This is a genomic window from Limnohabitans sp. Jir72, from assembly GCF_003063575.1.
Lineage (GTDB): Bacteria > Pseudomonadota > Gammaproteobacteria > Burkholderiales > Burkholderiaceae_C > Limnohabitans_A.
In genome coordinates, this window is sequence record NZ_NESC01000013.1 from 1 (window position 1) to 22155 (window position 22155).

Consider the following 22155-nt stretch of genomic DNA (forward strand, 5'->3'; position numbering starts at 1 on the left):
GCCAGATCGATGCCTACTGTTGTAACCTTCATGTCGGACGCTCCTGTCTGTTCAAGTGGTTGATTTGCATCTCCACTTTGGCACATTTCGATGCCGTGTAGGTGGGAGCGTCCATCCCATTGCTTACCAAAAACAAGCCAAAAGCTGATCCCCCGATCTTGCGGACACACCCCGTGCGCGATCGCTTGCAGACGCCCATGCAAAACATCGCCCACAGGGGTGGGCTCCTACAAAAACGCATCTCTGCGTAGGAGCGCACCACGTGCGCGATGTCTTGCAAGCCGAGATGACATTGGCGGTACTGACCTGCCCCCTCTGGCCGCACCAAAGAAAAAGCCGCCCAAAGGCGGCTCTGACAAAACAATTGAGGTCAGCCCCCAGAGCTAGATCACGTCCTCGTCGCTCTCGTTGAACGCATACTTGAGGTACAACAGCGCCACCGTCAGCCGGGTCGGGATACACGGACGGACGACGGTAAAGACGCCGCCGTCGACAACAAAAGAGATCGGGCCAAACAAGTCCTATTTTTCAATCTTCTTGCCGGCCTTGACCTGAAGAGCCCAGAGTTTTGCAGGGGAAGCTTCGATTTCTTGCCAGGGTAGTCGGTTGGCCAGAACCGCCAGCGGGTGGTGCAAGTCGATCATCTGATCCAGACGGTTTGGCAAAAAGTCATCTGTCATGGCGCCGCTTTCAAAAACTCCAAGAAAACAGCCGTCATTGAATTTCTATTTGAGAGTACTGACCATCCGTATTCATCTCAACTCACCTGCATTCATGAGGCTTGCAAGGGTTTTGCAGGGACGAAAATACATTAGCAAGTCCAGCCACTCATGCAGTGAAGGGCAAGGGCGCATTGCTGTTCAGATAATCCTTAGCCCACGCCCAGGTTTTCGCCAAGCCTTCATCAAAGTTCGTTGCAGGACGCCATTCCGATCGATATGTCAGTCGAGCGGAGCTCAACACGTTGGCTGCTACATCAAATGGCCTTGGTTGCTCAATCTGGACTATGAGCTTCCGGCCGTCAGCTGCCGCCAAGGCACCAATGTGATCTAACACCGTTCGATTGTCGAGACCAATACCGGTACCAATGTTGTAGATCTCGCCCGGCTCGCCAGCGTCCAGAGCAGCCGCAATTCCTGAAACCAAGTCGTCTATATAGATGTAGTCCCGAATCGTGCCTCGATCACCAAATATCTTAATTGACTTGCCGGCCAGGGCAGCAAACAAGGCTGTAGCCACGAAGCCCTGACCCTGTCCACCAATCTGGTCGGGCCCATAAGGATTGCCGGGCCGCACGGCGACGAATGGCAGCTCACGCAGGCGGCTGTACATCAAACCGTATTTTTCAATGGACAGTTTGGTAATGCCATAAGGAGATACTGGATTTGTAGGATGCGATTCGTCGATGGGCAGGTATCCCGGGTTGCCGTAAACAGTGCCGCCCGAGGACACGAACACCACCTTGCGCATCGGTCGCTCACTGGCCATCTTGATCAAAGCAACGTTGAAAGGCAAGTTGGCGAGAACGTCGAAGACCGGATCTTCGAAGGAAGTTTTTGGCACAGTCGAATAGGCAAGATCGATGATCTCGTCACACTCATCCATCAGGAATTGCAGCGCATTGAGGTCATTAGGGTCGAGCTGGACATAACGCACGTTGTCGGGTGGCGGGAAACGTGCTTTCGGGCTTCGCCCAGCAACGATGATCTGCCGTCCTTTCCTGGCTAAGAAGCGAACCAGATGCGATCCTACAAAACCGCCGCCGCCAACTACAAGACATGCTCTCATGCCAAGATCCTTTTGAGCTTGCGCGCCGTGTTTAGCAGGGCGCTGGGTAGATGTCTTTGCAGGCAGCGGGAACTCACGAATGATGCTAGGCGAGCATGCTCATCTGCGAATTCTTCGGTCCAGCTTGTCGGTTCGCCAGCTATGGCGACGGCGAGATCTTGCAGCATATCGAGGGCCTTTCTACACGACAACGAAGGGCCACCGTCGACCCCGTGATAAAGCATGCTCAATGCTTTGCATTGGTCTCCGGTATAAGCTGAACCTAGTGCGCGCGTCATGTTTTCGATGGATATCCGCAGCACATTGCGCTGGAATGGGCTCACACCTGTGCGCGACATGCTGCCGGCAACTTCGCGGTAAGCCGTCAAAACCTCCGCGATATTGCCAACTTCGAAATAGGCGGCCAAGTTTGACCACAGTGCGTAGTCCTCCGGCGGCTGCAAGGACTTGTCCTCGCAATAGCCGCCAACCTGTAACACGGCTGCCCTGCGCAGCATCATCGATGAGTGTACGAAAGGGTTGTCGAACATCAGATTCAGGCCCAAGGCCGCGTTTCCGAGCGCGTGTTTGTGATGCCGACCCGTGAAGACATCGTCTTCACGAATCTCCGCCCAGGTTCCAACAGCTGCGCAGCCAGGGTTCGCATCCATATAGAGAACCTGTCGAGCCAGCCTCTCCGGGTGCATCCAGTCATCTTGATCCTGGCGTGCAACAAGCGGTGCAACAGCGAGTTTGAGACCGATATTCAGCGTGGCCGCCAATCCGTGGTTGGCCTGGCGATGTGCCTTGATACGGGGATCGGAAAATCGAGTTATGAGATCCCAAGAATTATCCTTCGAGCCATCGTCAATCACGACCAGTTCGAAGTCCGTATAGCTTTGGTCAAGCACGCAGCTGATCGCCCCCTCCAGCCATGGTGCACCGTTGTAGACGGGGAGTACGACGCTTATGGTTGGCATATTGCTCTGTATTGGATGCTTTTCGTCCGCATGTTGATTGGGTTTTCAGGGGCGGACCCGGATTGGCAGACGACCATCACGCATCTTGTCCCTGATTTGTTCCACCCGCCGCTCTAGCAGCTTATTTAGGATCATCGCGAATCCGGTCGATAGCAGCAGGTTCAACATTGTCTGAATCAGGGCTCCGGGCTCCCAGTGCAACATGCGCAGGACAACGCCGACAAGAAGGATCATCAAGATGTGACCGATGTAGATGGGATAACTCAGGTCGCCGAGTCGCTTGTCAAACTCCGATCGCGATTGGTAAAGAAAAGCCAGCGGAACTAGCGCGACAAATAAGGCCATCAATGCAACAGTCTTGACGGCGTCGTGCAAGGGCAGAAACGAATACATGCAGATCAGTATCGCAAGAGTGCTGACAGCCAGCTTGTTCGCGCGCGCTTGCTGCGCAGGAGCTGCCAGCCGACGCTGCCATGTCGACAGCCCCCAACGGTTGGCAAGTGCACCTAAGAGAAAAAGCGACAGTTCAGCGGGAAAGAACCGGTAGGACCAGGGGTCTACCTCGCTCAGCCCCAGATAGAACAAAATGCCCCTAACCATGAGTGACAGCAGCAATGCGGCGATGAGGATTCGATCGCTTCTCAGGAGGAACGGAGCCAGCAGATAGAAGCTAAGTTCGACCCCCAAGGTCCAAGCTTGGGGAATGAGGAGCCCAGTGTACAGCGGTGGTTGCGACTGATTGAAGTTGACAGCGAATGAGAGGGCTCCGTCATGTATAGCACCGAACATCACCCAGTCCTGGCCGAAGATAGTGGTGTTGACTAACGCCATCAGCCCGCCTGCCCACGGACCGGCTTGTCGGTAGAACTCAAGGAAAGCCGAGTGCGTTAGCAGAGCTGGAACCAACGACAACAAGGCTACCACGACGTAGGTCGGATAGATTCGCAGTGCACGGTTGATGTAGAACCGCCCCGGTTGCTGGTAGTTTGTATTTGTACGGAGGACGTGAGCGATCAGGAAGCCCGAGATCACATAAAACAATTGAACTGCGTTGCGCCCACCGACCAATGCAACGCCATTGTTCCATGGCGAATGCGCGAAGACGACGCTAAATGCGAGTAGTGTTCGAATCAGACCCATACGGTTCAGCCCTCTCTCTGGGCCAGTCTACGGGATGCGGCGTGTCTGCTGCCAAACATCAGGCTTGCCAGGGTCGAGTTGAGCTTGATTGCCCACGTGCAGCAAAGCGCTCCGGCTAAACTGGTGATGAAGACCAGGGCTACGCGTGCCTGATCAGGCAACGGTGGTGAGGCCAGGATGGCCACCGCCGCCGCCAGGAAGTAGATATGCGTGGCATAGATCTCCAGGGAAATCCGGCCCAGCCGGCTGAGAGTCTGCAATCGGATCCTGTGCGCAAACGAGTTGAACAAGCTGAATGTGGCCAGGATGGCTAGAAAAGCTGTCAGGTAACTGAAGGCACGAAGCGCGATCATCGCTCCTACGCTTGGTAACGATGCGAGATACGGTGAAAGCGGACTGGAACCAGTCCTCACCCATAGCGGAAGCGCCGTTAAGAACAGCAGTCCGCACGCTAGGGCGAAGGTCGGGCGCAAACGCTCGGCGCCATTTGCTTTGCGAAAGGCGATGCCGACCAAAAAGAATGGAAGGTGCCAGCACAGTAACTTCAGTCCAAGCAGGTTCCAATCAGGTCTAACGATCGCTAATGCGCTGAGGATTAACCAAAGCCCCCAGGCTGTAGCCATTGCTGACTTTGGGGCAAAACTCCTGCTGATCAGCACGACCAAATTGATTAGATACAGCACCCAGAGGAACCATAGACCACCCGCATCGGGAGCGGAGAGCACACGGACCACGAAAGCTTGAGCTGTTACGGGCATTGGCCCAAGCGATACCCAGACAAACGTGACGGGTAGCCAACAGATAAAAGGCAAGAGCAGTGATCGTGACTTGAGACGTAGCTCCTCGTAGGCAGACCGTTTCGCGCCGGAATAGACAAAGCCGCTGATGAACATGAACAGCGGCATGTGGAACGAGTAGATCAACCGGTACAGGGGGGCATCATCCGGTGCAGCCAGCGTGTATTGCAGCGCGTGCCCGAGCACTACGATGGCGATCGCGAAGCCCCGCAGGGCATCAATGAAATCAAGACGGGGGGCAGCGCTCGGGTGGGGTAAAAGGTTCATTTGGGACAATTGTCTGGTGGCCGGGCCACCGGGGGATCTCAGAACAAGGACAGGTAACTTTGAGCGACGATGCCGTTCGAATATTCATCAAGAACCATCCTTCGGGCATTGATTCCCAATTGCTTGATTTCAGCAGAAGGCATCTGCAGCACTCTTGCCATGCAATCCGCGAGCGAATGTGTGCTTCTGGGGGCGAAGGTGAATCCGGTCCGATCGTTTCGCACGATCTCGCGGCAGCCTGGGACGTCGGACGCAATCATCGGACACTCCATTGCAGCTGCCTCCAGTAGGATTCTTGACAGCCCCTCCCGATAGCTGGGCAAAACAATGCAGTCCGCATCAGCAATCCAGGGGCGCACATCATTAGAAGGTCCATGGAAGAAAATTAATCCTTCGGCCGCCCATTCATCTAACTGCTGCCTGCGGATGGCGGACGGATTGTCCCAATCGGCGAAACCAACCACATGCATCTCGAATGCTAATCCCGAACGGAACAGGCTTCTCGTTGCTTCGATCAACTCCAGAAATCCCTTTTCCGCAAGTATCCTGCCGCAGTAGAGGAATCGGAACGGGCGCGTCGAGTTGCCGACGGCTGCAGGACGGGGCGCGAAATGCTGCACATCGATACCCTCCCCCGGAATAATCCTTGCCCTGTCGGCGTCGACGATGCCAGATTCAACGAAGAAGTCGAGGTCGCTCTCGTTCAGGAAGAATACTGTGCGAGCCCGCACGCAGGCGATCTTGTAAAGCGCAATCGCCACATTAGTCACCCATGACTTATTGATGAATACGCTTCCCATCCCCGTGATTGTGGGCACGTGGGTGATGTTGAGCAGCCTGCAGGCGATGCCGCAGTAGATGACGCTCTTGATCGTGAAGGAGAAGACGAATGCGGGGCGGAGTGCTTTGAGAACGGTATGGATCTCTCGTGCGCACTGCGCTTCGACCAGTGGGTTTGTGCCCTTGCTGTTGATCGGTATCTCAATAAATTTTGCCCCCAAGGCTTCGAGTCCTTCCGACTCGGGCGCTGGAGGGGCTAGAACAGTGACTGCGTGCCCATGTCTGAGCAGCGCCAGGATTAAGTCCTTTCGAAAGTTCAACATTCCCCAAGCGGTATTGCCGCAGAGGACGAGTTTGCGCTGGCCTGCATGGTTCTTTTCCCCGAAGGTTTCGTTTTGTGTGGAACCGTGCATTACGACGAGGTCTTTCTATTGAGCCGGTTACGCAGAGGCATAACGATGGCCTTGGTGCTGGCGATCAACCAACCGAGTGCGCCATACATCGACGGCGCGAGCAGCAGCTCGCGATGCCAGTGCGCCGCCGCCTCGGCATAGCCGAGACGCGAGCGGCTGACCTGGCCTTCATGCATGCGGTAGCGCAGGAGCGGTTCTCGGATGTTGGTGAGGCGTGCTCCAGAACGGATCGCCCGCATCCACAGGTCGAGGTCTTCTGACACATAGCCGCCGAGGTACCCGCGCATCTTCAGCAGGAAACTGCGGCTAAACGCCACCGTCGGATGCGCGATCGGGTTCGAGAAAAGCAACATCCGGCGGATACCTGCGGGGTCGCTGGGCGGAGTGAACTGGCCGATGACGTGGTTCTGCGCGTCGATCAACGTGGCCCACGAGCCGATGACGTCGTGCTCGCCGATTGCGATGACCTCCATCAGGCGTTCGAAGCGGTGCGGCTCGCACACGTCGTCCGCATCCATGCGAATGAACCAGTCACCGCGTGCCTGTTCAGTCAGGTAGTTCAGTGTGAAGGCTAACTGCGGCATTTGCGTGCGGAAGATCCGCACGCGTGGGTCTTGTGCAATTCCACATAGTTCTTCGTGAAATTCGTCACTGCAGGCATTTGCCCCGATCAGGAACTCAAAATTGGAGTACGTCTGTTTGAGAACACTATCGATGGCTTCTCGCAGGTGCGGATTTGTGCGATTGACGCAAAAGATCACGCTTATTGCTACCGTGCCGGACCGAGGGGTGCTGGCAGGATGGGAGGTCATGGCTGCAGAACGTAACTTGGGCTAGTGAAACTGTCCGGCTCTGCGAGCGGTGGCGCGCGATCAATCATCCTGTATCCTACTACGATGATCACGGTGAACATGAGGGCAACCCGCAGGCAGTTCTTGCGAATCCGTGTAGGGCTGCTGGAGAACACGGCCACGGCATAGGGAAACACGGGCATCAGGTAGCGCGGTTGAACGAACAGGGACACGCTGACCATGAACCAGGCCGAGACTGCCAAGGCAGCGCAAAGCAGCAATGGTGACCTTGCAGATTTGCTGGTGAGAAGGACCGCTATGCAGGCAGGAATGCAGACCAGCGAAATTAGTCCGGCGATCCAGTACGCCCAGCCTATCCAATAGGTGCCACCCGTCGTCTCGTAGATCGGAAATAGCGCCAAGGAAGTGAGGTTGTAGACTAGGCGCAGACCGAACATCGCTAGGCCACCGATCGGTGAAAAGGGATCGAGACCTAGTAAATCCGCCAATGCGCCAACCGCCAGGTTCCCCGTCTCCAACAACTGGAATCCTTCGTTGTTACGACTCAAGATGGGTACAAGATTCGCAAGGATACCGAACAGCGCAGCGACCAATGCACAGACAATGCAGGCGATCAATGCGTAGGATTTGGACCGGAATTGCAGGATCAGCAGCAGCAATGTGCTGCCCATGAGGAACGCCCCATAGCCATCCCGGAACATGAACACAGCGACACCGGTCAAGGCGGCGGCTAATGGCCAACTCGCTCGCCTTTCAGAAACGATCTTGAAATAAATCAAGGTCAGCAGCAACAGCGGTATCTCCTTATTCGGTCCGACCATGGCGAGCGCGAGATAAGGATTGCCGAGCACGCCCACGATGGACCACACTGGCAATTGAAACTTGTCGATGAACTGTTGGGTATAGATTTTGGTAGCCCATGCCATCAGCGCCGCGTTCACGAGAAAGCACAAACTCGGATGCACGAGCCATGTCCAGCCGAAGAGCAGGCTGAGGCCGAGAAATTGGTTGTCGTCCTGATCAAGTCCGCCTGTTAGAGACAGGTTGTCGAAAGTGCGGGTGATGTTGATGACATCCGGAATCGGAATGCCGTTGTCGAGGCTGCCGGCGAAATTAATCTGCTGATAAAGCCAAGCGACAAGGCTGAGGGCCATGAAGGCGGCGAACCACGCCAGGGGCAGCTGACGCGAGCGAGGCGCGGGCTGTCCGACTGAGGGCACGGGAGGCATGGGCGACGTCCCCTGATGCCGAGCGGTTGTTGTCATGCTAGTCCCAATACCTTGGCGTAGTCGTCGACAATTCGTGCCCAGGTAAAGCCGTCATGGAGCATCGCACGGCGAGCCGCCACTCCCTGCGCCCGCAGGGCCACCCGGTCGCTCAGCGCCGATTCAATGGCCTTAGCGAAGGACTTTGCGTCCGGGGTCCGGCCATCGGCAGCTGTGTCTTGCACAACGGTACCGCCGCCGGTCCAGGTAGCGATCTCTTTGCTGTTCCCGGCGTTTGATGCGATGAACGGGGTACCAGACGCTGCAGCCTCGAACAGCACGAGCGGCGAGTACTCGACATGCGATGCGAAGACAAAAAGATCGGCTGCCTTGAACAACTGGAGCAGTCGGATCCTGGGCAAATCAGTGAGCAACACCCGCTTGCCGGGATGTCGGTTGACACTGGCGGAAAGCGTGCTTAGCGGCCAGCGCCCGCTAAGTGCATGCTTGACGGCTCGCTTCAGCAGGGCTGCAGTGCCTCCGTGAGGCACGTTCCCGTTGAGTACCAAGGTTGTCGGGCGCTCGAGTCGGGCAGCCCTGAATGCTTCCAGCGTTTCCCAATGGCCCTTGGCCATGATCATGCTGCCAACGCTCAGCAGCAGGTCATCATCCGGCGCAATGCCCATCTCTGCGCGGATGCCTTGTTCGCCAGTGTCGAGGAACTCGCGCTCGTCGACTCCGTTGGGAATCAAGTGCAAGGCTGACAAGCCATGCTTTCGCGCAAACTCGATATCCTTATAGGTGTCCGAATAGAAGATCAGAGCGTCGAACTGCCGCAACCAGGACGGCATCTGATCGAAATAGTCTGAATAGCGGGCATCGCCAAGCCCGGAAAAGCCGCAGGGAATGAACACCTTTCGTGCAGAGAGCTGATCCACAACATCGACCGCAGCGTCGAATGTCCATTGCTGGGCAGCCTTGATGAGCACCGCATCAAAATGGCCGTCCTTCAGGAATTGCTGGTAATCTGCCACCGGGCCTGCTATTCCCTTGACGCGGTTGCCGGTGATGGCAAAGGACACCACCTGCACGCCGTTCATCACCGCGTTTGGCGGGCGCTGGGGATGCGTCCCTGTCGCAACGACTACGTCGAAGCCGCGTTGGGCAAGTCGTTCAGCTATTTGACGCATGACCTCCTGAACGCCCCCAACGCTGGGCGAATACTGTTCACAGCAAAGAAGAACGCGTTTGCGATGGGTCATTCAGGCCTCACGTAATCACCCCACGCGGTGACTTCGCAATCGCAGCCCCCTTCTGAAGGGATATGATCAATAACAGACGGTGCAACGTAATTCGCGGACATCCAGACCAAACTGGTGGGTTCAATGCGAACGCGCGATTTATCCTAGTGCTATTGCAGCCAGTACTCATGTCAAAGGCGCTTCCATTTAGGAGGCAATAGATCTGGCGTCGGGCGACTGACGGAGAACCATTTTTCCGGCGCTACCACTATCTGCTCGGGTGACGTCGACAACCATGCTCCCCACCAACTGAAACTGCTATTGGCAATCACGTGATGCTTGCAATAGCTCATCAAACGAAGGTCTTGAAAAGCGTCGGTAGATGAGTTGTGGGTAACGTAGTGGCTTGGATACTCAGTATGAAGATGTTCCCGCGTCCAGTCCGGATCATCAGAGAAAATGAACAGAGACGGCGAGCGGACTTGGCTGGCCACGTGTTTGATTGCGCGCTCGTAGTAGTCCAACGAGCACACTCCGTGATATGCGGATGCGCTGTTGGAGCTGACATAGTCGCCACGGCGCACATGCACACAGATCGCGTCGCAAGCTTGCATTGCCTGAAGCAGTTCGGTATCTTGAATCGATGGTGGCTGAATGGGCGTGAGTTCACCAAGCAAGATCTCACGGATCTCTCGGAAGTAACGCTCGCTCTGCCAAGCGCCAACCAAATAGCTGTCGTCAGCAGTTCGATTGAATGAATCGTTGTATGCAAAACCCCGTTCCCTGACAACTTGTATGGGCAGCAACGGTCCGAGGTAACGAGCCCAGCGAGTGCGAAGCAATTTCCAGCGGCGTTGCTCATCGGTATTAGCGATGCGCAATTTCACGTGGTAATTCGTCAGCTCGAGCGGGCGGACAGTCTCACCAGGACGAGGGTGCTTGAACCAGTAAGGGTCCAAGACCAGGTCTATATGGAGGCGATGTGCCAAGCTACGAGCGGCGGCGTACTGAAACAGTTGGTTACCTAGGCCACCTTGACCATAAAAAGCAATCATGTCGTAAATGTTGGAAAAGCCGCGACACGGGCGAGATGTGTTGTATTCATTGATTCACGCCTTTCCATTTTTAGTACCGAGCAACCTATCTTTAACCGACTTGCCCTGTGTCACCATCCAATACCAAGACAAGCCGAGCACAAGTTGAGTGAATGTCGTCGTCACCCAGATGGCGCCGCCGACCCACAGGCTTGTGATGTCGTGAAGGATGGCTACAGTTACGATACCTATGACCAGACAGGCGAGATTGATCTTTACGATAATGTGAGCAAATCCCTGGGCTAAGATAACTTGGTACAAACAGCTATAAATTGCGTTCAAGCACATAGCGATGAGAAGTAAGCGCAGCGGTGCGGTACCCAGTTGCACAAAGTGTTCATTTTGCAACCACAAGCGCAACACCCAATCTGCACCGATGCACATGGCGAGGGCAGGCAGGACGCAAACAACCGTGCTTCCCAGTATCAGCCGTCTGATCGTGGCAGGATTTGCATGGCCGTTTTGCTTGATGTCCTGAACGAGTACCGGGAAGTACGCTCGAGTTAGTGGCGCTTGCAGGGAAAGGAAGGCCAGGGCCAGATTGGCGACGACGACGTACACGCCAAAACTGTCCACCGGGACAGAACGACTCAGTACGATCCTGTCCATCTGGCTAACCGCCAGCCCGACCATGATTCCTATTGATAAGACGGCCGCCTCGCTGATGAAGGGCCTGACTGCGACGGCGGAGCCAGATGAACGCGCCATCAGACCCTTTCGCTGTGTGGCGACCGCGCTGGTTACCAGTTCTGCCAGCGCGACGATTCCGAATGCTGCGGCATAGGTTACAGGACTAGGGGCAAGCCAGAGCAATGCAGCCATCGCGGCCGCATGTTTCAGGGTGCCAAAAAGTGAGGCCCGTAAGTTGGCTTGGACTTGCAACTGCAGCCCCTGCCAGATACCGACATACAGACTGTTTGCAAACTGGAACAGCAGTTGAAAAGCTATGAGCCGGATGCACAACTCCAACTGAGCGGACTGCTCGGCCGGTACGTTGAACCAATAATAGGCTAATGCATAGGCACCCGCTTGCAAGGCGAAAAATCCGCTCAATGCCAAGCCGGCATATATCTTGTGGAAGACGGAGATGTACTTACGCAATAGCTCCAGGTCATTCGCCTCCCGGGCGATCCAGCGCGGCACAATCTGACCAAATCCGAGATCAATTAGGTTGAACAGAAGTTGCAGACTGCTGCACGCAGCGACAATACCCCAAGAACCCGCACCCAGTAGTTTCACGTAGATCGTAATGGAGAGGACCGAAAGAATATTTAGCCACACCATTGAGACAAAACTCGACAGGGTATTTTTGGCAACGACTGAATTCAGACGGCGCAAAAGCCCAGTGCTAACAACACTCATTTCGAGGCGCCCGCCCAAGCAGGAAACGAAGTTAAAAACTCCACTAATTCGCTTTTGGTAATTGTGAGCGAGTTGTACAGCGCGTATCCATCAAGGACATACAGAGGATGCATTAACTTAATATTTAATTCCTAAGTCGAGTTCCAATTAGAGGCATTATTCGACACTCACGTTCACGTTGTATCCGTTGGCCTTGAGCAGTGCGTGCTGTTTGGCTTGCGCCAAGTCAGCAGCCACCATCTCTGCGCACATTTGCTGTGCAGTGATCTCCGGCACCCAACCGAGTTTTTGTTTGGCTTTACTAGGGTCACCCAGCAGTGTTTCCACTTCTGTGGGCCGGAAGTAGCGGGGGTCTATACGAACGATGGGCTTATCGGTGGCACACAGCGGCACAGATTGGTGTGCGTTGTTCGCTATGACGGCATAAGCGACCTCGTTGACGCCCTCACCTTCCCAGCGCAGTTGCATGCCCAGCTCTGCAGCGGTCCAGTTGATGAATTGGCGCACGCTGTATTGCACGCCTGTAGCAATGACGAAGTCTTCAGCTTCGGTCTGTTGCAGCATCATCCACTGCATGCGCACGTAGTCTTTGGCGTGGCCCCAGTCGCGCAGGGCGTCGATGTTGCCCATGTACAAGCAGTCTTCCAGGCCTTGGCTGATGTTGGCCATGCCGCGGGTGATTTTGCGGGTGACGAAGGTTTCGCCACGGCGTGGGCTTTCATGGTTGAACAAGATGCCGTTGCAGGCATAGATGCCATAGGCTTCGCGGTAGTTGACCGTGATCCAGTAGGCGTACATCTTGGCCACGGCGTAGGGGCTGCGGGGGTAGAAGGGGGTGGTTTCCTTTTGGGGGATTTCTTGCACTTGTCCGTACAGCTCACTGGTGCTGGCTTGGTAAAAGCGGGTTTTCTTTTCCAAGCCCAGGATACGGATGGCTTCCAACAAGCGCAGGGTGCCCATGGCATCCACGTCTGCGGTGTATTCGGGAGACTCGAATGACACGGCCACGTGGCTTTGTGCGCCAAGGTTGTAGATTTCATCGGGTTGCGTTTCTTGCACGATGCGAATCAGGTTGCTGGTGTCGCTCAGGTCGCCGTAGTGCAGTTTGAAGTTAGCGTGCTCGATGTGCGGGTCTTGGTAGACGTGGTCAATGCGCTGGGTGTTGAAGGAGCTTGCGCGGCGCTTGATGCCGTGAACGATGTAACCTTTTTCAAGCAAGAATTCAGCGAGGTATGAGCCGTCTTGGCCTGTGATGCCGGTGATGAGGGCGACTTTTTGTTGGGTCATGTGATGCAGCTTTAACTTGCAGGTTTTGAAATTTTTTGAGTTTCATGTCGGGGCTGAAGCCATCGACCTACTTTGATGGGTAAGCCAAGAAATCTTGGTATGCGCGGGCCAGGCCTTCAAGCAAGTTGACTTGGGCCTGCCAGCCCAATTTGTTCAGGCGGCTGCTGTCCATCCACTTGCGTGGCGGGCCGTCTGGTTTGGTGGTATCAAATTCAATGTGGCCGGTGTAGCACACTGTTTGTGCAATGGCTTGTGCCACTTCTGCAATGGTCACATCCGATCCGCTGCCCACGTTGATGTGGCTTTGCATCGGGGTGGTGTGCTGGTCATAAATGGCCTTGGGCAGTTGCATGACGTACACGCTAGCTGCGGCCATATCATCTACATATAAAAACTCTCGGCGCGGCGTGCCTGTGCCCCAGATGGCCACACTGGGCGCCTTGGCCAATTTGGCTTCGTGAAAGCGGCGAATCAATGCAGGAATGACGTGGCTGTTTTCCGGGTGGTAGTTGTCACCTGGGCCATACAGGTTGGTGGGCATGACACTGCGGTAGTCCACGCCGTGACTTGAGCCGTATTGGCGGTTGTAGCTTTCGCATAGTTTGATGCCCGCAATTTTGGCAATGGCATAAGGTTCGTTGGTGGGTTCGAGCGTGCCGGTCAACAAGGCATCTTCGCGCATGGGTTGCGGGGCCATGCGGGGGTAGATGCAGCTGGAGCCAAGGAACAACAGTTTTTGCACACCATTGCGAAATGCGGCTTCGATCACGTTGGCCTGCATCATCAGGTTTTGATAGATGAAGTCAGCCGGATAAGTGTTGTTGGCATGAATGCCGCCCACCTTGGCTGCGGCCAGATAGACGTGATCTGGTTTTTCTTGGGCAAAAAAGGCTTGTACTGCGGCTTGGTTGGTCAGGTCAAGTTCAGCATGGGTACGGGTGACAATACGGGCATTAACCTGCTTCAACTGACGAATGATGGCACTGCCCACCATACCTCGGTGGCCCGCCACATAAATCTTAGATTCTTCAATCATGAATTGACTCGCCCATACGTATCTTCAAATCGGACGATGTCATCTTCCCCCAGATAACTTCCAGATTGAACTTCGATGATTTCGAGTGGAATACTGCCGGGGTTGGCCAAGCGGTGTACCTCCCCAAGTGGAATGTAGGTGGACTGATTTTCAGTCAAAGTCAGCACCTTGTCGCCATTGGTGATTTCAGCTGTGCCAGTCACTACGATCCAGTGCTCGGCACGGTGGTGGTGTTTTTGAAGGCTCAGGCTCGCCTTTGGCTTGACTTGAATGCGTTTGACCTTAAAACGACCGCCTTCGTCGATGCTGTCGTACCATCCCCAAGGGCGTTGTACTTTGCGATGCAATAAATGCTCTTCTCGGTTTTTACTGCCCAGTGAGGCCACAATCTGCTTTACATCTTGGCTACACGACTTGCTGGCCACCAGCACGGCATCTGCAGTTTCGATAACAACCAAGTCTCTGACACCGACCAGGCTAACCAGTCTACTGCTCGCGTGAACCAAGGTGTTATGGCTATCAGCGGACAACACATCACCCCTGTGTGCATTGCCTTGGGCGTCTTTGGGCAGCACGTTCCACACGGCGTCCCATGCGCCCAAGTCGCTCCAACCAGCACTGAGCGGCACCATCTGGATAGGGAATGCGCTGTTGGGGCAGTGCTCCATGACGGCGTAGTCCACCGACTCTGACGGGATCGCAGCAAACTCTGTTTTGCCTGGGCGCACAAACTGCGCATCTGTGCTACGTTGCGCCCACGCACCTTGGGTTGCCTGCAAAATGCTCGGGGCAAACTTGCCCAATGCAGCCAACCAGACGGATGCTTTGAGCACGAACATGCCAGCGTTCCAAAAATAGTTACCTTCGGCGACGTATTGCTGAGCGGTTTCAAGTTTTGGTTTTTCCACAAAAGCCTGAACTGTCAGCACCTTGGGAGTTGCAGCGTTGTTGCCTGACAAGTCTGTCTTGATGTAACCGTATCCTGTTTCGGGTTTGTCAGGGGTGACGCCCAGAATAACGATGCTGCCCTTGTCGGCCTGTGCAATAGCCTGTTGCACCGCCGCGGTAAACGCCGCTGTATCACCGACAGTTTGATCAGACGGCGTTACCACCATCACGGGATCTTGCCCGTGCTGCACGGCAGCCAGGGCTGCCAATGTCAATGCCGGGGCGGTATTACGGCCAACAGGCTCGAGCAGCGCTGTACCCAGCGCAATACCGATTTCGCGCAGTTGTTCTGCCGCTAAGAACCGATGGTCTTCACCGCTGACGATGACAGGATCAGCCACAGCGATGTATTCGTTGCCCAAGCCGGCAAGGCGCTGCGCGGCTTGCTGAAAGAGACTCTCTGCGCCCGTGAGGCACAAAAACTGTTTTGGAAAACCCGTTCGAGACAATGGCCACAAACGTGTGCCAGAGCCTCCGCACAGGATGACAGGTGTGACTTGGATCATAAAGACATTAAATGTTAAATTGAATCAAGCAATATGACTTGGTGCCTGGGTGGGCTTGACTAATAAAAATTCAATTGGCGAACACCAACGATGCCGCACCATACGGGCATAAATGCCGATATAGCCCAAACACAAACACACAAATGTCAGCGCAGACAAGCTCACAGAAGCGTGCACAATATTAGCCAGCACAATGGCACTGACGGTCATCAGGCCAATCAGTGCACCCGTGATGGAGTTACGTACACCGTTGCTATAACCTCCAAACCAACGGCGCACATAACGCTGCTTGACCAGGCTGTGAAAATGCAACCGGTCAGGGTGGCCGGGGTGCAGCTGTTTTATCTTTCGGCGATAGATGGAAAACAATACTTCCGTCACAGGATGCACGCACACAACCAGAGCTGCAAAGGAAGACACACTGGGATTGCGCTCGATAAGCAGGACTGCCACCCAGGCCAGCGCAAAGCCAGTGAAGTAAGAACCACCATCGCCCAAAAACAATTTTCCAAACGGCCAGTTGACCCAGAAAAAGCCCCAAACACATGCTGCAAGCAGCAATACAGAGCCGGCAAGCACGGTGTCACCTACTTGCCACGCTATCATGCTATAGCCAATGAAAGCCAAGGTCGACATCGTGCCGGCCAGCCCATTGAAACCGTCGATGATGTTGATGGCGTTGGCAACACCACCGACGGCAAATGCGGTGAAGATGACCGATACAAGGGTGTAGTGCAAGAGCCAGTCCACACCCCAAATGTCAACACGGCTGAGTGAGTAGTCGGTGAACCACCATGCCAACAGGCCAGAGGCCATGGTGGCCAGCAGCCGTTGCATGACGCCCACGCGTTTGGTGATGTCTTCGGCCAAACCAAATATGAAGGCGGGCATGCCAGCGATCATCAGGGGTTTAACCATGTCCTGTATCTCTGCCGGCGCTTTGGACCATGCCACAAGCAGGCCCAACACGATGGGCACGCCACCTATGCGCGGGGTGGGTGCAGTGTGAAACTTTTGCACGCCGTCGGTGAAGTCCATTGTCAGCGCGCCATGCCATCGCTTGGTGATAACCAGAAACACGCACAGCGCAAAGCTGGAGGCAAAACCCCAGATTGCAGCATAGAGTGCAGGCGATTGGAAAACGCCAGAGATGGCGTTGAGTAGAGTCATAGTTTTAGAGACTTTGTCGGGGCTGAGGCCGACGACCTACAAGCGCGTAGGATTTATTTGCCCAGGGCTTTGCGCCAGCTGGCTTGCAGGGTTGCGAGTTTTAGGGCAGTGCCGCTGTTGCTGCCTGCGTTGCGCAGGGCTTGGCGAATGAAGATGAAAAGCAAAAGTGCAAAGCCAGTGGCCAGGGTGGCAATGATGGCGATCAAAGCTTTCTTGGGTTTGGCCTTGCGCTCAGGTGGCTGGGCAGCGTCCAGCACCTGCACCACGGCGCCTTCACGCGCCTCATCGATCCTGGCCAACTCGTACTGCTTGGCAAAGAGTTCAAACAGGGTTTCGTGGTATTTGAATTCGCGATACTTGGTGACGTAGTCACCCTGCCCGGCGGCAGCGCCACCAGCTGGCGCGTCTTTTTCTTGTTTGGCCAGTTGAGCGCGCAGGTTGGCCAGCTCTGTCATGGCTTGTTTGAAGTCGGCGGCGGTCTCGGCCAAGTAGCCGCGCATGGCACCCACTTTGACTTCTTGCGCTGTGGCTTGGGCCTGCAAAGCAGCCACAGCGGCCACGGCCGATGCGGGGTTGGACTTGAGCACGCTGCCCGAGACGCCGGTGGCTTTGAGCTCGATCTCGGCCTGGGTGAGTTTGTCTTTGGCTTGGGTGAGTTGCTTTTCAAAGAACAGGCGGCGCTGCTGGGCTTCGGTCACGGCCAGTTTGCTGAGCAGTTTGCGCAATTCGTCCACATGTGCGTTGGCCAGGTCGGCAGCAAATTGGGGATCTTTGTCGTCGACTTCGACCGAGATGAGTCCGTCTTTGCCGCCCACACCGCGAACGTTGGAGGTCAGGGCAGTGCGGGTATCGACTTTGGTTTTGGTGTCGTAACGGTCTTGGAGTTTGAAGCGCTCAATCAGGGCGTCTTGCAGGGTGACGCTTTTCATGTAGGCCAAGAATTGGTCTGCGGGGTTCTTGAGGCCTGCAGCGGCACCGGCCAGTCCGCCCAAACCACCCAGGCTGGCGAGCATGCTGGCGGCAGCGCTTTGTTGTTGCTGGGGTGGCAAGAACTGGGTTTTGGCGGTGTAGGTGGGGGGGATGAGGAAGCTGATGCCCAGAGCCAAGATGCCGACGGCCAAAGGACCCAGGACGAGCAGGCGCAGGTTGTCAACGATGACTTGGAGCAGATCGAGGAGACTGATTTCGTCTTTTGGCTGGCCGTGTGGGTCGGGGGCGGTGGTCATGGTGGGTGTTGGGGTTTGCGGGGCATCGCGCACGGGGTGCGCTCCTACGGGAGTGGTGGCTATGGCCAGGGTTGGGGTGAGGCCATCGCGCACGGGGTGCGCTCCTACGGGGGGTTATGTTTTGGTGGTGGGGTGGTAGCCGCCGGTTTTGGGGGCGCCGCGGAATTCGATGTGGCCTTGGTCTTTGAGTTGTTTGAGCCAACGTTCGACGGTTCTGCGCGTCACAGAAAATGCGATGGACATCTCACCGGCACGTTGCCCGGGCTTGTCCTTGATGTACTGAAGCAAGGCGTTTACTCCGACATTTACTCCGACATTTACTCCGACATTTACTCCGACATTTACTCCCTCACTGACTCCCTCATCTATGCCAACGGGCGATGCTTCTGGGGATGGTTGCGGCTTGAGTGAGAACGTGGCCATGACGCCGCCGAACTTCTCGGCGATGTCGAACTGGACTTCGGGGTAGTCCTGCAGCGCTTTGCGGATGCGGATGAAGCCGCTGCCGTATTTTTCGATGGCGTTGACGAGGTAAAAACCTTCGGCCACCAGTTTGTTGCGCAGACTAGAGCGGTAGCTGTCGGCTTGGACTTCGGCCACGGTCAGGCCGCCATAAAAGGTGCCGGGGCTGAAGATGGTGATCTGGTCGTCAAAGATTTTGATTTGGATGTCGCTGGGGTCGGTGTAGCTGCGGTGCACCACTGCGTTGAGCAGCGCTTCGCGCAGGGCGGGCAGCGGGTATGCAAAGCGCTCTTTGCGCTGGATGCTGCCGTCAAACTCAAACGCCACACTGATGTGCGAGACGATAAATTTCATCGCTTGGTCGACCACCTCAAACAGGGTGTCGGTGAACTGGCGGTCGTCAATGATCAGGCTTGGGGTTTTGAAGCGGCCGATGTGGACGTTGTGCCGCAGGGGCTCTTGCGCAAACAGCAGCATGGCGGCCCAGGTGGGCTGGCCGTTTTTGAGGTAGTTGAGCTTTTCCAGTGCGGCGTGGGGGTTGGTTTCGTCCAGTTCAAAACGTCCGTGCTGGTTGACGAGGCGAATGAAGCGACGGATTTTTTCTGGTGAGAGTTGCTCTGTCCGGTGGCCTTGAGCCTCGTAGGCGTCCCACGAGAGTTGCAGGGCCTGCATGTAGAGGTCGGCGATTTCACCAGTGTTAAGCGCGTGGTTGGAGCTGGCGATGCGTTTGTAATAACGGCCGCGTGTGTTGACCGGCTTGATCGGGTATTCGGCAATGCTGATTTCGACGATGGTTTTGCCGTCAAGGCTGTGGGCCTGGATGTCGGGGATCAGCGTTGGACTGGTGGCGTCTTTGATTTTGCCCAACCATTCGTTGAGGCTTTCTTTGCCAAGCGTGGCACCTTGCACGACGCCACGGTCTGTCACGCCCACCAGCACGCGCCCGCCCTTGGCGTTGGCAAATGCCACCAGGGCTTCGATGCAGGCTTTGTCAAACGAGGTTTTGAATTCCTGCGTTTGGGTTTCGCCTGACCCGATCCAGTGCTGGAGGAGTTGCTCAGGGGCGGTGGTCATGGTGGGTGTTGGGGTTTGCTGGGCATCGCGCACGGGGTGCGCTCCTACGGGGGCGGTGGTGGTTGTCGCGCGCGGGGTTGGCTTAGTTGCGCAGGGTTCTGATGGCGGCGGCGCCGATGCCCAGGTTGGCAAAGATTTGGGTCCAGTCACGCAGGCCTCGGACCACGAAGTTGTAGGTGCTTTCGCGGTCCACTTTGGCCGGCACGATCAGGGTGTCGCCGGGCATGACTTTGTGGTTTTCGAAGTCTCGGAACCAGCCCGAACTTCGGCGGCTCAAGATGGAGCCGTCGGCTCGCAGTAAAAAGGCTTCGGTGACTTCGGCGTCTTCGGTCGGGCTTGCGGCCCTGATGATGTCGCCCACCAAGCGGCCGGGTTTGTAGATCAACACGTTTTCGTTGTTGACGCTGCCGGCCACGGCCACAAATGCGGGCTGGGTAGGCACCATGATGGCGTCACCGTCTTCCAAGGGCAGGTTGGGCAGCTCGTTCATGGCGGCCCGCAATTCGTTCGAATCGCTGACGGCACGTTGGCCGGTGGCGCTGGTTTTCTCGGGGTTGAGCTCAAGCGACACGCGGCCTTGGCTGCGCAGGGCTTTGAGTTTGTCGATCTGCGCGCGCTGTTGGGCTTGTTGCTGCTGCGTCAATGCGGCGGCTTGCGCAGCGCGCTCGCCAGTCAGGTTGGCGGCCAGGGTGGCGTTGGCGCTTTGGGCTTGAGACTCAAGGCGGCGGATGACTTGGTCCAGGTTTTGTTGTTGTTGTTTGCGCACCGATTCGCGGGTGAATTCGGTGCCATACAAATAGGCTTGCGGCGTGAGGCCGCCCACACGAGCAATGAGTTGTGGCAGTGTTTCGCCAGGCTGCACTTGGTGGATGCCCGGGGAGGCGACTTCGCCTTCGATGCGCACCAAACGGGTTTGGCGTTCTGCGGGCAGCTTGAGGTCGCTGCTGCTCATGATGGTGAGCACATCGCCAGCTTGCAGCTCGATGTTGTGTGCCGCGTCTTGTTGCAAGATGGCTTTGCCCAGGTTGAAGGGGATGAGATCGGTGCGCAGTTCGGCTTTGTTCAGGCGCTCGATGACGGCGTAGTCCCAGTTGATTTGGTCGACCTGGCCCTTGACGCGGCCTGCAACATCGGTGCCTGCGGTTTTGGCGTCTTTGTCCAGCGTCTGGACGAGCAGGTTTTTGCGCCTGTAGTAGTCGGGTGTGAGCAGGGCTTCGCGGTCAGGAATGAGGTCGCCCACGCGCATGCCGGCAAACCATTTGTGGCGCAGCGGTTGGGCCACGGTGCCTTGCAGCGTGACGGCATTGCCAAAGGCGGGGCTCATGGGCAAAAGCGTGATCACATCGCCGTCTTTGAGCGTGCGGCTCATGCCTTGTTCGGTCAGCTCAAAGGATTCGACTTGTCGTGTGCCTCGGGCTTCTTGGCCAATGCTTTCGATTTGGGCTTTGTCTTTGCTGGCCATGGCAGGCACGCCGCCGACCCAGGACAGGACGTCAAAGACATTGGTGCGTGATTTGATTTCGTAGATGGCGGCGTGGTCGGTGGCACCCGTCAGCGCAATGCGCGGACCAACCGGGGGGATCATGATGACGTCGCCAGGCTGCAGTTGTGCGTCTTCGGATTTGTCGCCCTTGACGATGAAGGTGTAGAGGTCGAGCTTGGTGATGGTTTTGCCGCCGCGCATGAGCTTGATGTTGCGCATGCTGCCGTTGGCGGTGGGGCCACCACTGGCAAAAACGGCGTTGACCAAGGTGCTGAGGCTGTTGAGGTTATAGGTGCCGGGTTGCTGCGCTTGGCCGACCACATAGACCGTGATGCCTCGCAGTTTGCCCAAGTTGGCGTTGACAGTGACGTTGGTAAAGACGGTGCTGACTTGCTTGCGCAAGGTGGCATCGAGGTCTTTGACTTGCACGCCATTGAGGTTGATGACGCCGACTTTGGGCAGGCTGATCTGGCCGTTGCGGTCCAGCGTTTGGCTGCCGGCGTAGTCCACCGCACCCCAGATTTGGATGCGCACTTCGTCGCCTGGGCCCAACACATATTCACCAGGTGCGGGGGCTGCAGCGTCGGCGGCATAGGCCAGCGGGTTTTCAAACAGCTGCGCCCCGAAGTTGGGCAACAGTTTGCCAGTGCTTTCTTGCACAAAACGCTGGAATTGGCTAGGCACAAGGGGCTTGCTGGCACGCACAGGCGCTGCCTGGTTGCGTTGCACGTCTGCGGCCCCCATGTCTGGGCGCGCAGGCATGACCGGGGCTTGCACCAAACCCAATGCAGGCGGGTTGGCAACCTGCCCCACGGCTACAGCGCCAGCGGCCGCAGGCGCTTGAAACTGCGCTTGGGCCTGCAGCTGAGTACAAGCCAACGTGGCCAGAGTCAGAACTTGAAACGCCTGACGCGCCGAGGGCGTGAAAGTCTTGAACATGGAGGGATATGGGTTGATGGGCAGAAAGCCGTGCAGGCTACCGCAGTGCCACAGGGTTTTTTTTAAAACCGGTAGGGCACTGAAATCAAGTACTGAATATGTACTTTGAAAATCTAATTTTACCAGTTGGCTACCGCAATCCCTCTCGTTTTAATAAATATTGTCT

At 56.1% G+C, this 22155-nt stretch carries 19 protein-coding genes; all 19 read right to left on the reverse strand.

Translation table 11 applies throughout. The features are described from left to right. The coding region (locus B9Z52_RS18165) for a hypothetical protein (protein ID WP_233251988.1) at positions 1-215 on the reverse strand (215 nt) is incomplete at its 3' end. 306 nt (positions 216-521) lie between these two features. Beyond that, positions 522-680 (reverse strand): hypothetical protein, encoded by a 159-nt coding sequence (locus B9Z52_RS17910; RefSeq protein WP_158270573.1) that lies wholly within the window; start codon positions 678-680, stop codon positions 522-524. A gap of 148 nt (positions 681-828) precedes the next feature. Further along, on the reverse strand, positions 829-1788 hold the full coding sequence (locus tag B9Z52_RS15430; protein ID WP_108414747.1) for an NAD-dependent epimerase/dehydratase family protein: 960 nt from the start codon (positions 1786-1788) through the stop codon (positions 829-831). Further along, positions 1785-2747: a glycosyltransferase family 2 protein gene (locus tag B9Z52_RS15435; protein WP_108414748.1), complete on the reverse strand. Its 963-nt coding sequence runs from the start codon at positions 2745-2747 to the stop codon at positions 1785-1787. Before B9Z52_RS15435 ends, B9Z52_RS15430 begins: the two co-directional genes overlap by 4 nt. Positions 2748-2792: 45 nt before the next feature. Beyond that, a complete protein-coding gene (locus B9Z52_RS15440) occupies positions 2793-3887 on the reverse strand; it encodes an acyltransferase (RefSeq protein WP_108414749.1) in 1095 nt (364 codons plus the stop codon). 5 nt (positions 3888-3892) lie between these two features. Then, a complete protein-coding gene (locus B9Z52_RS15445; RefSeq protein ID WP_108414750.1) occupies positions 3893-4951 on the reverse strand; it encodes an acyltransferase family protein in 1059 nt (352 codons plus the stop codon). Positions 4952-4989: 38 nt separating this feature from the next. Further along, on the reverse strand, positions 4990-6144 hold the full coding sequence (locus tag B9Z52_RS15450; RefSeq protein ID WP_108414751.1) for a glycosyltransferase family 4 protein: 1155 nt from the start codon (positions 6142-6144) through the stop codon (positions 4990-4992). Then, complete coding sequence (locus B9Z52_RS15455; RefSeq protein WP_108414752.1) at positions 6144-6956, reverse strand: glycosyltransferase; 813 nt, start codon at positions 6954-6956, stop codon at positions 6144-6146. Before B9Z52_RS15455 ends, B9Z52_RS15450 begins: the two co-directional genes overlap by 1 nt. Continuing rightward, positions 6953-8185 carry a hypothetical protein gene (locus B9Z52_RS15460; RefSeq protein ID WP_146182872.1) on the reverse strand — a complete coding sequence of 411 codons (1233 nt, stop codon included), beginning with the start codon at positions 8183-8185 and terminating at the stop codon, positions 6953-6955. The genes B9Z52_RS15455 and B9Z52_RS15460 overlap by 4 nt, the downstream gene beginning before the upstream one ends. A gap of 32 nt (positions 8186-8217) precedes the next feature. Further along, positions 8218-9423 (reverse strand): glycosyltransferase family 4 protein, encoded by a 1206-nt coding sequence (locus B9Z52_RS15465; protein WP_108414754.1) that lies wholly within the window; start codon positions 9421-9423, stop codon positions 8218-8220. Between the two features lie 170 nt (positions 9424-9593). Next, positions 9594-10457 (reverse strand): alpha-1,2-fucosyltransferase, encoded by an 864-nt coding sequence (locus B9Z52_RS15470; RefSeq protein ID WP_108414755.1) that lies wholly within the window; start codon positions 10455-10457, stop codon positions 9594-9596. A 54-nt stretch (positions 10458-10511) separates the two neighbouring features. Next, on the reverse strand, positions 10512-11834 hold the full coding sequence (locus B9Z52_RS15475) for an oligosaccharide flippase family protein (protein WP_158270574.1): 1323 nt from the start codon (positions 11832-11834) through the stop codon (positions 10512-10514). 180 nt (positions 11835-12014) lie between these two features. Beyond that, positions 12015-13145, reverse strand: a complete 1131-nt coding sequence (gene gmd, locus B9Z52_RS15480) for a GDP-mannose 4,6-dehydratase (protein WP_108414757.1) — start codon at positions 13143-13145, stop codon at positions 12015-12017. A 67-nt stretch (positions 13146-13212) separates the two neighbouring features. After that, positions 13213-14181 (reverse strand): GDP-L-fucose synthase, encoded by a 969-nt coding sequence (locus tag B9Z52_RS15485; protein ID WP_108414758.1) that lies wholly within the window; start codon positions 14179-14181, stop codon positions 13213-13215. Next, positions 14178-15635, reverse strand: coding sequence for a mannose-1-phosphate guanylyltransferase/mannose-6-phosphate isomerase (locus tag B9Z52_RS15490; protein WP_108414759.1), 1458 nt, complete (start codon positions 15633-15635; stop codon positions 14178-14180). The genes B9Z52_RS15485 and B9Z52_RS15490 overlap by 4 nt, the downstream gene beginning before the upstream one ends. A gap of 24 nt (positions 15636-15659) precedes the next feature. Beyond that, positions 15660-16805 carry a glycosyltransferase gene (locus tag B9Z52_RS15495; RefSeq protein ID WP_108414760.1) on the reverse strand — a complete coding sequence of 382 codons (1146 nt, stop codon included), beginning with the start codon at positions 16803-16805 and terminating at the stop codon, positions 15660-15662. A 53-nt stretch (positions 16806-16858) separates the two neighbouring features. Continuing rightward, complete coding sequence (locus B9Z52_RS15500) at positions 16859-18031, reverse strand: Wzz/FepE/Etk N-terminal domain-containing protein (protein ID WP_108414761.1); 1173 nt, start codon at positions 18029-18031, stop codon at positions 16859-16861. 114 nt (positions 18032-18145) lie between these two features. Next, the gene (locus tag B9Z52_RS15505; protein ID WP_108414762.1) at positions 18146-19567 is read right to left on the reverse strand and encodes an RNA-binding domain-containing protein; all 1422 of its coding nucleotides are present in this window, start codon (positions 19565-19567) and stop codon (positions 18146-18148) included. A gap of 82 nt (positions 19568-19649) precedes the next feature. Then, complete coding sequence (locus B9Z52_RS15510) at positions 19650-21989, reverse strand: SLBB domain-containing protein (RefSeq protein WP_233251989.1); 2340 nt, start codon at positions 21987-21989, stop codon at positions 19650-19652. Positions 21990-22155 lie beyond the last annotated feature (166 nt).